Raw genomic sequence first — 14,934 nt, 5'->3', positions numbered from 1 at the left:
GCGCAGACTTCCCGTGGCTTGGCATCTGGGAGGAGAACCGCAGCCGCAGTCATGCGCCGTGGAAGAACGCCGGTGTAACGCGTGGCATGGAGTTCGGCGTGAGCCCGTTCCCTGAGTCCCGTCAGTCCATGGTGGAACGCGGACACACGCTGAATACACCGGGATTCAAGTGGCTGCCCGCGAATGGCACGCTGAGCGCAACCTACTTCATTCGGACGTTTGTGACGAATGAGCCTCCGATGGACGTGACGGCGCAGTAGTCTTTGCGCGATCTTCTGATGTGATGGGCCGAAGCACGCGGCATGGATTGCCAACGGCCAGCACATCAGAAGGAATATCGCGTGTCACCACACTGCCCGCACCGATGACGGTCCGGTCTCCGATGGTGACGCCGGGAAGAATCAGTGCACCCGCGCCGATCCACACGTCGTTGCCAATGGTGACCGGCGCGCCATACTCCTGTTGACGGCGCAGCGATGCCTCCAGCGGATGCAGCGGTGTAAGGATCTGCACGCCGCTGCCGATCTGCGTGTAATCGCCGATGATGACGCGGCAAACATCCAGCACGATGCAGTTGAAGTTAAAGAACACGCGTTCACCCAACTCAATGTTTGCGCCGTAGTCGCAGAAGAATGGCGGCTGCATCCATACCGTGTCGCCGCCTTTGCCAAAGAGCAATTTCATCAGCGAGCGGCGTTCGTCCGCATCGCGATCGCGTGTGTTATTCAGCAGATGGCATAGGTCGCGCGCGCGTTCTCTGCCTTCCATCAATTCATGGTCAAAGGGATCGTAGAGCTCGCCTGCGAGCATCTTCTCGCGTTCCGTGCGGTTCGGCATGTTGGATTGGATAGTACGGGATGGTTGTAAGTTGCCGTTGTGTCGCAGCTTTCCTGGCCGGGGAAAAGCTGCGGCGGCTGCAAGGTGTCGACGTGTTGTTGCGACCGAATGCGCTGGGATTCTTCGCTTCGCTCAGAATGACGGTCTTTGGTAGTTATCGGAAAGAGAAAGAGCGGCCCGGAGGCCGCTCTCTTTGATTGTCGATTTCGCTTTGACTAGAACTGCAGGTCAGCAGCGTGCGCGTCGAACTTCGTAGCGTCAATGCCCGGAACCTTCTTCAGGTCGTCGATGGTCTTGAAGGTGCCGTTCTTGTCGCGGTAGGCCACGAGTGCCTTCGATTCGTCATCGGTCAGGCCCAAGTCGGTGGCGAGCTGCGTCGCCGGTTCCGTGTTCACCGCAATCTTGTGTGCTGCAGTGGCAGCCGGAGCCGGTGCCGCTGCGCCAGCGCTGTCCAGACCGTAGTTCTTGGTCACGTAGTCCAGGATGGCCTGGAAGTCTTCATCCGAGCCGGTGGCGCCGTAGCCCACCATCTTGGTGATGGTCGCGGTCCATCCATCTCGGTCCTTGTGCTGGCCGGTGATGTTGGTGATGGAGTGGCACTTGGTGCAGGTGGCCACGGTGATGTCCTTGCCAGGGCCGGCGGGCATCTGGTCCGCAGCGGACTGCGCCGACACGGCATTGCCCAGGGAAACGCCCCAGACCAGCAACGGAAGGCCAAACGTCAAGCTAAGAATTACCGGCTTTACATGCTTCATGTGTTCTCTGTCACCCGTAAAAAGAAATTACAAACAATGAAGACCCGGGGCGCGGACGTGCGTTGCGGTCAGCGGGCCAAGCGATGCAATGCACCTCTGCATCCGCCTGTTGGCAGGCGGAGAACTTCGAGTGAGATTGCAGCGGTTATTCCGACGCGTTCAGTGTATCGCGTTTTATCCGCGTTTTTTGCTGCGGGGACGCGCCGTTCCGCGCGCTGCATGCGGTTCACTGCTGGATTCGCGCACCACGAGCGTTGCAGGCAGGCGAACCGTCTCCAGAGGCAGCGGGGTTTCGCCGCTATTGCGGATACGGCGTAAAAGAACCTGTACGGCACGCGCGCCGATATCTGCCGCTGGTTGAACAACGGTAGTGATGCCCGGACGGAAAAAGTCCTCACCGTTCAGCTCATCAAAACAAACCACTGCCACATCACGCGGTGTTTCCAGGCCAAGCGCGTACAGCGCCTTCAACATCCCCAGGCCGGTGACGCCGTTGGTGGCAAAGATTGCCGAAGGACGTTCGCGCGACCCGAGAAGCCCCTCCTGGCAGACGCGAGCAATCTCTCCCTGTTGGAAGCCGGCTTGCCACACGAGCCGTTCGCGCACCTGCAGACCGTGGTGCTGCATGGCTGTGCGATAGCCGCGAAGACGCGCCTGCTCGTTGCGCAGCGTCGGGGGGCCGGTAATGACGGCGATCTCTCGATGACCGCGCTCCACCAGGTGCGAGACAGCCATGGCGGCTGCGCGTGCGTCGTCCACGCAAACAGAGTCCACAGCCAGCCCTTCCGGCAGACGATCGAGGCAGACCAGCGGCGCCTGTGCGGTGACAGATGCTGCCTGTTCCTTTGTCCAACCATGCCCACCAGCAGCCACTAAAAGCGTGCCTTCGCTGCGTTGCGAACGCAGTAGTTCCAGCATGGCGCCTTCGCGGTCCTGATCATTTTCGCTGTCGAGCACCATTAGGAAATAGCCCGCTTCACGCGCAGCGGATTCCGCACCACGGATGATGTGCGGATAAAACGGCACAGTGATGTCCGGCACCACAATGCCCAGCGTGTGTGTGCGATTGGTGCGCAGGCTGCGTGCGATCAGGTTCGGCTGATAATTCAGTTCACGGATGGCCGCAAGCACACGCTGACGCGCCGCCTCACTGACACCGGGAACACCGTTGACAACATTCGAAACCGTACCAGCGGAGACGCCTGCCAGCTTAGCCAGCTCTTTTTGCGTAGGTGCCATTCAGAAGGGAATTGTAGCGTCTTAAAGCATAAAAGCGACGATCCCTGCCCGAAAGAAGGGTGAACACAGCCTTCTTTCTTTGGCCCGCTGCTTTTAAAAAGCCGTTCGTAGTGCTGCGGCCCATTCCGCAATGCTTTGCGCATCGGCGGAGTTTTCCAAGGCCGCCATCTGCACCGCGAAGTTGCCCAGCGTAGACGATTCCACAGCACCGCGCACCACTTCCAATCCGGTTGCCTTTGCCGTAAGGCGGTTCAGCACTTCGTTTCGGCTGCCTCCACCCACAATGTAGACCTTCTTCAGCTTCTTGCCGGTTATGGATGCGATGGCATCGAGCACTTCCGCATAACGAAAAACAAGGCTATTGAGGATAAGCGCGGTCATCCCCGGCGCATCTTCGGGATAAGGCGATAGGGTGGGATGGCCGTTTTCCGAAAGCTGCTGATTAATGCGAGCTGGCATGTCGCCGGGCAGCAGCAGGTCGGGCGCGTCTACGTCGATGAGGTACTGCGGCTCGCCCAATGCTTCGGCCAGCGGCAACAGTTCTTCAAAGGTCCAGTCGCGGCCTGCTGCGCGCCACGCGTCCAGGCAGTTTCGTAGAAGCCACATACCGTTTACGTTCTTGTGGAATAGGATCCGTCCGCCTGCACCGCCGAAGTTGGTCAGGTTCTCGTCGCGTGCTGGTTGCGAGTTATTCGGCTCATGCAGCAGCGTTCCCACCAACGACCATGTGCCGCTGGAGATGTAAGCCCAGTCCTCTGCGGCATCAGGAATGCCAGCAATCGCTGATGCTGTGTCATGGCAGCAAGGCGCGATCAGTTGCGTGTCGCGGAATGCAGGTAACGATGCGAGCGGCCCCGTGAGTTTGCCCACGATAGTTCCCGGCGGCACGATGGGCGAAGCCATCTCAGGATCCAGCTGCAGCTTTTCAAAGATGCCAGTAGCCCATTCCCCGCGATGCAGATCAATGAGCTGCGTATGCGTTGCATTGGTGTACTCGCTGACCGCCTGACCGCCCAGTCGATGGAGAATGTATTCCGGCAGATGAAGCCACCGTGTCTGCGGCAGGCCAGCCATCTTATCCGCATAGAGTTGGTAAAGCGTGTTGATGCGCATGATGCCAATGGCGGTGAGCACGCGCATCTGCGACGCCGGAAGAATCGTGTGAACAGCTTCTTCGCTGGCAATGTTGCGCACATCGCGATAGCAGTAGGGATCGCCAATGGCTACGCCATTTTCATCGAGGCGCGCATAGTCCACAGCCCAGCCATCCACGGCGATGGAGCGGATGCCTTCTGTGGCAATCTCCGCAGCCTTTTTCAGGCCTGCATCAAGACCCGCCTCAATCTGTGCGAGGTTCCAGCGGAGTCCTTCGGGTGTTTCCACCGCGTTGTTCGGAAAACGATGCACCAGCGTGCTCTGTGGACCACTCGCGGTCCAGCGCAGCAGCGAGACGCGGCAGCTTTCGGCTCCAAGATCGATGGCGACCAGTGCGCGTGTGTCGGTAGGTGTCACGTGGTGCTTCTCCATAGGGGACAGACGCGAGGAGCGTGGCAGATGGCCACGCTCCTCGATTGGGTTAGGTTTCCGAATTAACGAAGGAAAGCTTCTGGCAAGCCGCCATCCACGGGGATGAGGTGGCCGCTGGTCACCGGAGCCTTGGGGCCACCGATGAAGAGGATTGCCTCTGCGTTGTCCTTCGGGTCAATGGGCACATGCGTCAGCGTGCGGCGTGCATAGAACTCTGCCAGCTTATTGCGCAGGTCGTCATCGCTGTCGTTCTCTTCAAACGCGATGTTGTACTTCGCCAGTGACGCTTTCACGCGATCGCGTGGGAACATGGTCGATCCCTTTACGACTGTGGCCGGGCTGATGCCGTTCACGCGCACGTCAGGCGAGAAGGTGATGGCAAGCTCACGCACCAGGTGGCTGAGCGCCGCCTTGGAGATGTCGTAGACCTCGCTTCCCTTCTTCGGCACAACAGCGTTTGCCGAGCTGGTAAGCACAATGGACGAACCCTGCAGACCCTGTGCCTTGAAGACCTTGTTGGCTTCATCGCCCAGCAGCCAGTTGGCCGTCACGTTGATCTCCAGCGTGGTGCCCCACTGCGCGTCGCTGATGACGCCCGTAGGCGATGACGGGAAGATGGCCGCAGTGTTGACGAGGATGTCGAGACCGCCGAAAGCAGCAACAGCCTTGTTCAACGCCTCGCGAATCTTCTCGCGATTGCGGATGTCGATGGTGACACCGATGGCTGCTTCCTTGCCTGCGATGGCCTGCGCCTCTGCGGCAACTTTGTCCGCGCCTTCCTGCGTCAGGTCAGCAACGACAATGTGTGCGCCGCGCTGCGCTGCAAGCAGAACGGTTTCGCGGCCGATACCGGATGCTCCACCGACAACCATGACGATGCGGCGGCTCAGCTCCTTCTCAGGTGGCTGGCGCTGAATCTTGGCCTCTTCGAGTGCCCAGTATTCAATGCGGAAAGCTTCGCTGGGCGGCAGTGCAACGTAGTTCTCTTCTGTGGCAAAGGCTGATGTATCCGCAGCAGGACCGGCTTGCGGCAGCACCGGCGGGCACTTGCCTTCGCCCAGTTGGCCAGCACCGCCCATCACGTGGATAGCGTTGGTGTAGAACTCGCCGGTGATGCGGCTTTCTGCCTTGTTCTTGCCAAAGCTGAACATGCCCACGCCGGGGATCAGAACCACCGTCGGATTGGGGTCGCGCATCTTGGGTGACTCAGGCAGTGCGTGGTTGGAGTAATACTGCGCATACTCCTTGCGATACGTTTCCAGCGTGGAAGCGATGGCTTTCTTCAGACCTTCCACATCGCCGCCCTTCACGTCCCACTCCACGTACATGGGCCGAATCTTGGTGCGGATGAAGTGGTCCGGGCAGGAGGTGCCCAGGTGCGCCAGCTTCTTCGCGAACTCTGAGTTCACAAACTCCAGCACATCTTCCTTGTCGCTGAAGGTGCCGATGAGGCGCTGCTTCTGCGAGACGCCACCGCGGATAATCGGCATCAACTGCGCTGCAAGGGCTTCACGCTCCGCGTGGTTAGTGTGCTTTGCTCCACCGAATGCAGGTGCGCCCTTCTTCAGGTTGTGCGCTTCAATGAACTGGCCGATCTGGTCGATGATCGTGACCGTGTTCAGGTAGCTTTCACGCTGCGTCTCACCCCATGTGAACAGGCCGTGTCCGCCCAGAACGATGCCGTCGCAGCCAGGATTGTCTGCAACTGCCTTCACCAGCATCATGCCCAGCTCAAAGCCCGGACGCTGCCACGGCACCCACACAATCTTGTGGCCGAACTCCGCGTTGAACTGCTCCATCTTTTCCTTGCCGTTGGCCGATGCAGCCAGAGCGATACCCCAGTCCGGGTGCAGATGGTCAACGTGCGGGAAGGGCAGGTAGCCGTGCAGCGGCGTGTCGATCGACGCGGGCGTGGGGTTGTTGTTGAAGGTGCAGAGGGGGTACATGGCCACCATCTCGTCCTCAAGCTCCACGCCACGGTAGCGCTTCACCAGCGCCAGCAGCTTGTCGAGATACAACGTGGCAAAGCCGGAGCGCTTGATGGAACCCAGGTCGCCTCCAGAGCCCTTCACCCACAGCACTTTGACCGTCTCGCCGGTGAGCGGATCAATTTCGTCAAGCTTTGACGAAGTGTTGCCGCCGCCGAAGTTGGTCAGACGCAGGTCCGATCCCAGCAGGTTTGAGCGATAACGGAGCAATTCCGCAGGATCAAGCTTTGACGCAATGGCGTCGTCCCAGCGGTCTTCCAGAAACTTCAGCTTTGCAGTGCTTTCCATGAGGTCCCTTCTCAACATTCCAAGCGCCGCCCGACCGGGGAAAGAAAGCCAGGCCATCTTTGCCATAAAGTCTGCGGACGCCCGCATCATCGCACAGCGAAAGTGGAATTGGCCACGCTTGCTGTGTGAATTTTGAATCGTCTCAATTCTACGCGCAAAACCCCGACTCACGTCCTGCGGGCTGGACAATTTCGCAACGCTTTCATCCCTTGCGCAAGCAGGGCCATGCCGCAGCAAAGTACATTGGTTGGCAGAGGAAAGCTGACCGACCATGAAACTTGTTCGTTATGGCCGTCCGGGACACGAGCATCCCGGCATTGTGGCTCCGGATGGAACCGTGCGTGATCTGACCGGTATTGTGCCGGATATTGCCGGCGACGCCCTGCGTCCGGATGCGCTGGCAGAACTGGCCGCGCTGGACCTGAACCGCCTGCCCGCCGTTCCTGCGGGAACGCGCATTGGTCCTTGCGTGGGCCGCGTGGGCAAATTCCTGTGCATTGGACTGAACTACGCCGACCACGCTGCGGAATCCGGCATGGAAGTGCCCAAGGAGCCCGTGCTGTTTATGAAGGCCACATCGTCCATCTGCGGCCCGGACGACGGCATCGTGATCCCCAAGGACTCCGAAAAGACAGACTGGGAAGTGGAGCTGGGCGTGGTCATTGGCCGCGAAGCCCGCTACGTCTCCGAGGCTGACGCGCTGGATTACGTCGCCGGATACTGCGTGATCAACGACCTTTCCGAACGCGCCTTCCAGCTTGAGGGCACAGGCCAGTGGGTGAAGGGTAAGAGCGCCGACACCTTCGGCCCCATCGGCCCGTGGCTGGTGACAAAGGACGAGGTGCCCGATCCGCAGAACCTGAAGATGTGGCTTGAAGTGGACGGCCATCGCTACCAGAACGGATCCACTAAGACGATGGTCTACGGTGTTGCTCACCTGGTCAGCTATCTCAGTCGTTTCATGAGCCTGCAGCCGGGCGACATCATCTCCACCGGCACGCCGCCGGGCGTGGGTCTGGGTCAAAAGCCACCGGTGTACCTGAAGCCCGGACAGGTAGTGACATTGGGCATTGAAGGCCTTGGAACGCAAACGCAGAATGTGACCGCCTACAGCGCTTAATTGACGCTTTCGTCGCGAACAGAACGAGGGCAGGCCACAGCGGCCTGCCCTCACGTTTGCGCGATATGTTCCAGGTCCACAAGTCACTCTGTAACTTTTGCTGTTCGAAACGATCTACTAGCTGAGGCTGATTGGAAACAGTGGAACGCTGTGGCCGATGGAAGGATGAAAGCCAATGCTCGGTTCTTTAAGGCACACTCTACGCACCACGGCTGTGGTCGCCGCTCTGGCGCTAAGTCTCGGCGGGTTTCATGCATTCGCAACCGCGCAGGCACAGGACGCGCCCAGCATCGTTGGCAGCATGCCGCTTCCTTCTCTTGCGGGTTCAACGGGCTGGATCAACTCCAAACCGCTGACCGCGAAGGATCTCAAGGGCAAAGTCGTCCTCGTTGATTTCTGGGATTACTCCTGCATTAATTGCATTCGCGCTGTTCCGTACATTCGCGCATGGGCCGACAAATACAAAGACAGCGGCCTGGTTGTGATCGGCGTTCACAGTCCGGAGTTTGATGAAGAGAAGCTGCGGCCCAACGTGGAAAAGGCCGTGCAGAGATTTGGCATTACCTATCCCGTGGCTATCGATAGCAACTATGCCATCTGGAAGGGATTTCATAATCAATACTGGCCGGCGCATTACTTTATCGATGCAAAGGGCAAGGTTCGTTTTCAACATTTCGGCGAGGGCGAATACGACCAGTCGGAGCGATGGATCCAGCAGTTACTGAAAGAAGCAAATGCAACATCGGCTCCTTCCGGCATAGCCAGTGTTCATGGGCAGGGCGTTCAAGCTGCCGCAAACATGAACGAGATTGAATCGCCAGAGACTTACATCGGGTATCAACGTGCTTCTCACTTTGCTTCTCCGGGTGGTATCAAACGCGACACGGAACATGTGTATGCCGAACCCGGAAAGTTGCAATTGAATGACTGGAGCTTGGTGGGCAATTGGATCGATCATGGCCAAAACGCAGTGCTGCAATCAGCAGGCGGGAAAATCGTTTTCCGCTTTCATGCACGCGATCTGCACCTTGTTCTCGGCCCAGGCATGAACGCAAAGCCAGTGCGCTATCGCGTGACGATGGACGGCAAACTTTTAGGCGCCAACCATGGCGTGGACACCGACGCTCAGGGAAACGGCGTGGTGATGGAACATCGCCTGTATCAACTGATTCGCCAAAGTGGTACACCCAGCGATCACACGTTTGCTATTGAATTTCTCGGCCCCGGCGTGCAGGCGTTTTCTTTCACGTTCGGATGAGGAGCGAGATTTCTGACGGGATCCTCACATCGGATAACGGGTAACGGAGAAAGCTTCTTCCTCTGAAGGCGGCTGGAACCATTTGCAGATGGCGCGGAAGTCGACTTCGCTTGTGTCGGCGAAGTGAAGTCCTTCCGGCCTTTCAACATTGCGGCGCATCAGGCGGCGCAGACATTCCTCTTCATCGGCTTCCAGCAGATGCAGTTGATGCATTGCTCCTGCTTCGTTAAACAGGGACCTCACCCAGGCGCGTTCTTTCGGCGTGTTGCCTGCAAAATCCAGTACAACCGAGGTTCCGCACCGCAGTGTGTTCACGATCAAGGGGGCCATTACCGATCGGCAGCGCCGTGACCATTGCAGGTAGTCGTCAAACGACGTAATGCCATCCGAGAGCTTCGAAAGCCATTCGTCTTCACAAAAAAGAACAGCATTCTTCTCGCTTGCAATCCGCCGCGCGAGAGTTGTCTTGCCAGAGGCAAGACGTCCGCAAAGAAAGTGAAGTGTGGCGGAACTCATACCCAGCCGCCATCCACAACGAGGCTTTGATTCGTGATGGCGGAGCTGTCATCGGCTGCGAGAAACAGCACGGTACGCGCTACATCATCTGCATAGAGATGGCGTTTGATTGCCTGCCGCGACATCACCTCTGCCGTGTACTCCGGCGTCATCCACAGGCGCTTCTGTCGCTCGGTGAGGATGGCTCCGGGCAGCACCGCATTCACACGGATGTTGTCTTTGCCTACTTCGTGCGCCAATGTTCGCGTAAGGCCCACGATCGCTGCCTTTGCCGTGACGTATGCAGGCAAGCCAGTGGATGGGATCATCCATGAGATAGAACTGAGATTGATGATGGAACCGCTCTGCTGGCGCTGCATGGCGGGCAGCACCGCTTGCGATAGGAAGAACTGGTGTCGCAGATTCACCTGCATGGCCGCGTCCCACATTTCAGGCGTAACGTCTTCCACGCGATGACGTGTGTCGTTACCTGCGTTGTTTACCAGCGCATCGACTGTGCCGTGTGCCTGCTCAACCTGAGCAGCAACGCTGCGTAGTGCCGCAACGTCTGTAATGTCGCAGTGATAGTACGTGGGCCTTGTATGCCCTGCGAATGCAATGCGTTCGATGAGCGCCTGTGCTGCTTCATCCTGAATGTCCAGGAACGCCACGCGCGCACCCTGCGCGGCGAACGCCTCTACGATGCCTTCACCAATACCACTGGCGCCACCCGAAACAAGGATGGAGCGGTTACGAAGACTTGGGTAGGTAGCGAAAGCAGCAGTTTCCATTGCCGTCCATTCTAAGCAGTGCGTTGCTATGGCACATCGATCACGGCAACTTCAAATGGTTCCAGCGCAATCTCGTTGCCACTGATCGTCTTCGTTACTGGCGGATTATCGCCTGTACTGGGTGCAACATATGTGATGGCCTTCGCGGTATCGCCGCCAAGCTTCAGCGTCTGCGGTACCGCGCGCTTGTTCAAAACAAGAATCTTCTTGCCCCGCGATGTATCGAAAGCCTGCACCGTCATATCGCTGCCTGCGCTAGTGGTGGCAACGAGTTTGTCGCCAGGACCAAAGTTGTCATGCAGCAGCTTCAGCGTCCAGAAACGCGGGTTGGGCTGGGCAGTGTTGTAGTTCATCATGCTGACAGACGGATACTGTGTGGGATAGCCCACAAGTTGCGACTCGCCCACCACGTCGATTCCCATTTGTGCCGATTTCACATAGAGATACGCATACAGTGCCGATGCAAGATTCCAGTAACCCTCAGGTTCCGCCACTGAGCCCTTGCCATTGTTGCTGTCATTGTCAGTGGGCAGAATCACGCCGAGTTCATTCAGGTCGGTCTTCGTTGCAGGCATCATGCGTTGCTTGATCTGCTCAATAAACTTCGTTCCGGTAAGGAAGCCGTCTGCCTGATCGAAGAAGGTGTACTGCATGGCCGCAAAGGGTTCGCCATGCGGCGGTGTTGCGTAAAAGTGATAGCTGATGAAGTCCACATTTGCGCCTGGTTTGTGGTTCTTGGGATTCAGGAAGTATTCCCACATGGCGCCGTCATCGCGCGGAGCTGCTGCTGCAATGGCGACAAATTTCAGATCCGGCTGCACCTTGCGCATGGCTTCCACCACGGCGTCGAAAAACTTCGTGTATCCCTCGGGTGTCCAGTGGTGCTCGAAGTCGATTTCGTTCAGCACCTCCCAATGCGCAATCTTGTAATGGTGGCCGCTGGCGTGCCATTTGCCGTTCTCATCGGTGAGACCGCCCTTGGTGTACCAGCTCAGCAACCGCGCGTAGTAATCGGCTGCCTGCTTGTAGGTGGGGTCTACGATCTCCGTTCCTTGCGTGTAGCCCCAGAAAACCTGGTTGGGATCAGACGGGTAGGTTACAGGTTTGTCCGTCTTCCATAACCATGCGGGCATGGTGCTGAAGTTCAGCATCACGCTGTGGCCCGCGGTGGCATGCATAAAGTCATCCAGCGTTGGATCAATGTATTGGAAATCCCAGCTCGTCCGTTCTTTCGTGGGCGGTTCAAGCTCGGCGACGGCCTGCTTTGGGTAGGGCAGCCACGGAACATAACGCACATAATCCGCGCCGAGCAGCTTCAGTGCGGCAAACGAGCCGTCATGCAGCTTTGCGCCGCGTAACAGTTGCGGGTTGACGACAACCTGCAGTGTTGGCGTAGCACGCGATATGGTGACAGTCTTCGTCCAATCCACACGCACGGCTGGAGCGGCAGGCACTTCTTGCGCATTTGCAAACAAAGGGATCGCCCCAAGACTGACTGCAAGAACAGAAATCCAGTGATGGATACGCATCCATTTCTCCTTCGCTGCGCGCAAATCCCCTGCCAGTGAAACGCCATGAGCCTAACCTGCCTCTCGGGTGTGCGCAAGTTGCAAACGGGAAGCCGTAGCCGCCCGATGCAATCCGGTAGTAGCATGGCTGGTGAAAGATTCTGTACGGACTGAATCGTTTCATATCAGGGAAAAACTGCCTTGCGCATTCATCTGTTCATTGCCTGCTACAACGACACGCTGTTCCCACGCACGGGCATGGCCGTGGTCAACCTGCTGGAGCGCCTGGGGCACGAGGTGGTTTTCCCCACCAGCCAGACCTGCTGCGGCCAGATGCACTACAACACCGGCTACCACGCCGAAGCATTACCCATTGTGCGGAAGCTGCTGCATGAGTTTCTGGATGCGGAGACCATCGTGGTGCCCAGCGCAAGCTGCGTGGCCATGATGCGCGACCACTATGAACTGATGGCGCACAACGCGAACGACCTGCACATGATGGGTGACGTGAAGAGTTTTCTGCCGCGCGTGTTTGAGTTCAGTGAGCTGATTACAGACAAGCTGGGACTGACCGATGTTGGCGCATACTTCCCCCATCGCGTGACCTATCACCCAAGCTGCCATTCGTTGCGATTGCTCAACGTGGGTGACCGACCGGTGCGCTTGCTGCAGGGTGTGGAAGGTCTGCAATACACGCCGATGGAAGGCAGCGATCAGTGCTGCGGTTTTGGCGGCACCTTTGCTGTGAAGAATGCGGAAGTATCCAGTGCCATGCTGGCAGACAAGATTGGCTGCGTGAAGAAGTCGAATGCAGAGTTTGTGGCAGCGCTTGATAACTCCTGCCTGATGCAGATTGATGGCGGTCTACATCGCGAGTTGGGTTCGCGTGATCGCATCCGTCCAGTGCATCTGGCAGAGATTCTGAACAGCACGCGTAAAAATCCGCTGACCGCGGAATCGCTGGCATGGGAAGGAGCCACAGCATGACTGTTCGCGTGGGCCACACCGCGGAGAAGCCCGCATTCCCGATTCTTGCGCATGAGTTGCTGCAAGACGATCAGACACGGCGCAACGTGCGCCACGCCACGAACGTCATCCGCAACAAGCGCGCGTTGCGTGTGGAGGAGATGCCGGACTGGCAGGACCTACGCACGGCGGCACACGCCATCAAGACGCACACGCTGCTGCATCTGCCGCATTATCTGGAAGAGTTTGAGCGCAACTGCATCCGTGCAGGTGGGCAGGTGCATTGGGCGCGCGATGCCGATGAAGCCAATACCATTGCCATCCGTCTGATTCGCAAGGCAGCAGCGCGGCTGGCAGTGGAACATCCCGAAGTCATCAAGGTGAAAACCATGACCTCGGACGAGATCGGCATGAACCGCGCGCTGGAGCGGGAAGGCATCACGCCGTGGGAGACCGATCTTGCCGACATGATTGTGCAGATGGGCAAGGATGAGCCGTCGCACATCGTCGTTCCTGCACTGCACAAGAATCGCCATCAGGTACGTGAACTGTTTCTGCAGAACATGGGGCTGACGGAACTTGGCACTGAGGCCGAGGATTTAACCGGCGCTGCGCGGCATTATCTGCGCAAGAAGTTTTTGGAAGTTGGCATCGGCATCAGCGGCGCGAACTTCGCCATTGCTGAGACGGGCAGTGTTTGCGTCGTCGAATCCGAAGGCAATGGACGCATGTGCGTCACCATGCCCAAGACGCTGATCACGCTCATCGGTATTGAGAAGGTGATTCCAAAGTTCGATGATCTGGAAGTGTTCCTGCAACTGTTGCCGCGTTCTGCAACGGGTGAGCGCATGAACCCGTACAACAGCATCTGGACAGGCGTGACGCCGGGTGATGGCCCGGAACAGTTCCATGTGATTCTGCTGGACAATGGCCGCACTCGCATGATGGCCAACGTGCGCGAACGCGAAACGCTGAACTGCATTCGTTGTGGCGCGTGTCTGAACCAGTGCCCCGTGTATCGCGAGACGGGCGGCCATGCGTATGGATCCATCTACTCCGGCCCCATCGGCGCGATTCTTTCGCCGCAGTTGAATGGCATGAAGTATTCGCGGTCATTGCCGTACGCTTCATCGTTGTGTGGTGCGTGCTATGAAGTCTGTCCCGTGAAGATCAATATCCCGGAGACGCTGATTCATCTGCGTGGCAAGATCGTGGAGCAGGACCAGAACACGCTCGCCGGAAAGCTCTCGCAGGAGAGCATGGGTATGAAGATGGCTGCGCATCTCTTCGAGCATCCCAAGCAGTATGAAGCTGCGCAACGTCTTGCTCGCACAGGACAAGGGCTGTTTGAAAAAGACGGCCAACTGGTGAACCTGCCCGGCATGGCCGCAGGATGGACGCAGTATCGCGATCTTCGCGCCCTGCCGAAGCAGAGCTTCCGTGAATGGTGGAAGCGCAACCGCACAAACCGCGGAGACGGCAGCAACTGGAGTGGCAATGAGTGACGACGCACGTTTTACCGTACTGGATACGATCCGCCGCCAGCTTGCTGCTGATCCTGACGTGGAGACATTGATCGATGATTCTCCGGAAGAAGCCTACGCACGCATTCCGCGCACCTATCAGCGCACGGCGAAGCTGAATCGCGAAGAGACGCTGGAGCTGTTCTACGACCGGTTGCGCGATTACGATTCGGAACTTGTCTTCACGGATGAAGCAGGGATTGCAAACGCCGTTGCTCAAGCCATGCGTGAGGCAAACGAGTCGCTTCTTCTTGTTCCCGCAGGTGTTCCGCAGGAGTGGCTGCCGCAGAACGATATAGAAGTACGCCGCGATTTTGATCTGCCCCTGCAGCCGCTGGAAGAGCCTCGTGTCGTGCTCACACCATGTACCGTCGCCATTGCGATGAGCGGCACTATCATCCTGGAACATAGCGATGAACAGGGTCGTCGCGCAGCAACGCTTCTTCCTGACCATCACATCTGCGTGCTCTGGCGCGACCAGGTGGTAGAGACGATCGCTGAAGCGCTGCAACGCATCACGCATCGCACCTCGCCCATCACCACCATCGCCGGACCATCCGCCACCAGCGACATTGAGATGACACGCATCCGCGGCGTACACGGACCACGGCGATTGACGGCCATCATCCTGTAAAACAG

Annotated in this window: 14 protein-coding genes; 6 read left to right on the top strand and 8 right to left on the bottom strand. The window is 58.1% G+C overall.

The annotated features are described in order from the left end of the window. Positions 1-260 (top strand): hypothetical protein (locus JAO32_RS14570; protein WP_334241651.1); only part of this gene is annotated, 260 nt, incomplete at its 5' end. Here the strand turns inward: JAO32_RS14570 and JAO32_RS14565 are convergent. The 5 genes from JAO32_RS14565 to JAO32_RS14545 form a co-directional block, all read right to left on the bottom strand. Further along, positions 208-837 (bottom strand): sugar O-acetyltransferase, encoded by a 630-nt coding sequence (locus JAO32_RS14565; protein WP_334241648.1) that lies wholly within the window; start codon positions 835-837, stop codon positions 208-210. The two genes, JAO32_RS14570 and JAO32_RS14565, sit on opposite strands and share 53 nt — an antisense overlap. 215 nt (positions 838-1,052) lie before the next feature. Further along, a complete protein-coding gene (locus tag JAO32_RS14560) occupies positions 1,053-1,592 on the bottom strand; it encodes a helix-hairpin-helix domain-containing protein (RefSeq protein WP_334241647.1) in 540 nt (179 codons plus the stop codon). A gap of 174 nt (positions 1,593-1,766) precedes the next feature. Then, on the bottom strand, positions 1,767-2,831 hold the full coding sequence (locus tag JAO32_RS14555) for a LacI family DNA-binding transcriptional regulator (protein WP_334241645.1): 1,065 nt from the start codon (positions 2,829-2,831) through the stop codon (positions 1,767-1,769). A 93-nt stretch (positions 2,832-2,924) separates the two neighbouring features. Further along, a complete protein-coding gene (locus JAO32_RS14550) occupies positions 2,925-4,343 on the bottom strand; it encodes a rhamnulokinase (RefSeq protein ID WP_334241643.1) in 1,419 nt (472 codons plus the stop codon). 77 nt (positions 4,344-4,420) lie between these two features. Continuing rightward, on the bottom strand, positions 4,421-6,634 hold the full coding sequence (locus JAO32_RS14545; protein ID WP_334241641.1) for a bifunctional rhamnulose-1-phosphate aldolase/short-chain dehydrogenase: 2,214 nt from the start codon (positions 6,632-6,634) through the stop codon (positions 4,421-4,423). A 271-nt stretch (positions 6,635-6,905) separates the two neighbouring features. Here JAO32_RS14545 and JAO32_RS14540 point away from each other — a divergent pair, with 271 nt between their 5' ends. Further along, the gene (locus JAO32_RS14540) at positions 6,906-7,754 is read left to right on the top strand and encodes a fumarylacetoacetate hydrolase family protein (RefSeq protein WP_334241638.1); all 849 of its coding nucleotides are present in this window, start codon (positions 6,906-6,908) and stop codon (positions 7,752-7,754) included. Between the two features lie 175 nt (positions 7,755-7,929). Beyond that, complete coding sequence (locus JAO32_RS14535) at positions 7,930-9,012, top strand: thioredoxin family protein (RefSeq protein WP_334241636.1); 1,083 nt, start codon at positions 7,930-7,932, stop codon at positions 9,010-9,012. A 24-nt stretch (positions 9,013-9,036) separates the two neighbouring features. On the opposite strand, the gene JAO32_RS14530 is transcribed toward JAO32_RS14535, so the two are convergent. From JAO32_RS14530 to JAO32_RS14520, 3 genes are read right to left on the bottom strand one after another with little or no spacing between them, the layout of a single operon-like run. Continuing rightward, positions 9,037-9,528 carry an AAA family ATPase gene (locus tag JAO32_RS14530; protein WP_334241634.1) on the bottom strand — a complete coding sequence of 164 codons (492 nt, stop codon included), beginning with the start codon at positions 9,526-9,528 and terminating at the stop codon, positions 9,037-9,039. Continuing rightward, a complete protein-coding gene (locus JAO32_RS14525) occupies positions 9,525-10,298 on the bottom strand; it encodes an SDR family NAD(P)-dependent oxidoreductase (RefSeq protein WP_334241632.1) in 774 nt (257 codons plus the stop codon). Before JAO32_RS14525 ends, JAO32_RS14530 begins: the two co-directional genes overlap by 4 nt. 26 nt (positions 10,299-10,324) lie before the next feature. Continuing rightward, complete coding sequence (locus JAO32_RS14520; protein WP_334241629.1) at positions 10,325-11,827, bottom strand: GH39 family glycosyl hydrolase; 1,503 nt, start codon at positions 11,825-11,827, stop codon at positions 10,325-10,327. Between the two features lie 180 nt (positions 11,828-12,007). Here JAO32_RS14520 and JAO32_RS14515 point away from each other — a divergent pair, with 180 nt between their 5' ends. Genes JAO32_RS14515 through JAO32_RS14505 form a run of 3 tightly spaced genes read left to right on the top strand, consistent with a single transcriptional unit; the run spans position 12,008 to position 14,929 of the window. Continuing rightward, on the top strand, positions 12,008-12,793 hold the full coding sequence (locus tag JAO32_RS14515; protein WP_334241627.1) for a (Fe-S)-binding protein: 786 nt from the start codon (positions 12,008-12,010) through the stop codon (positions 12,791-12,793). After that, positions 12,790-14,277 carry a LutB/LldF family L-lactate oxidation iron-sulfur protein gene (locus tag JAO32_RS14510; protein WP_334241624.1) on the top strand — a complete coding sequence of 496 codons (1,488 nt, stop codon included), beginning with the start codon at positions 12,790-12,792 and terminating at the stop codon, positions 14,275-14,277. The genes JAO32_RS14515 and JAO32_RS14510 overlap by 4 nt, the downstream gene beginning before the upstream one ends. Next, complete coding sequence (locus tag JAO32_RS14505) at positions 14,270-14,929, top strand: LutC/YkgG family protein (RefSeq protein WP_334241622.1); 660 nt, start codon at positions 14,270-14,272, stop codon at positions 14,927-14,929. The genes JAO32_RS14510 and JAO32_RS14505 overlap by 8 nt, the downstream gene beginning before the upstream one ends. Positions 14,930-14,934 lie beyond the last annotated feature (5 nt).

Source organism: Terriglobus sp. ADX1 (assembly GCF_036877645.1).
In the GTDB taxonomy this organism is placed as follows: Bacteria; Acidobacteriota; Terriglobia; order Terriglobales; family Acidobacteriaceae; genus Terriglobus.
The sequence above is the reverse complement of the archived record's forward strand: the minus strand, read 5'-3'. Positions and strand labels throughout refer to the sequence as shown.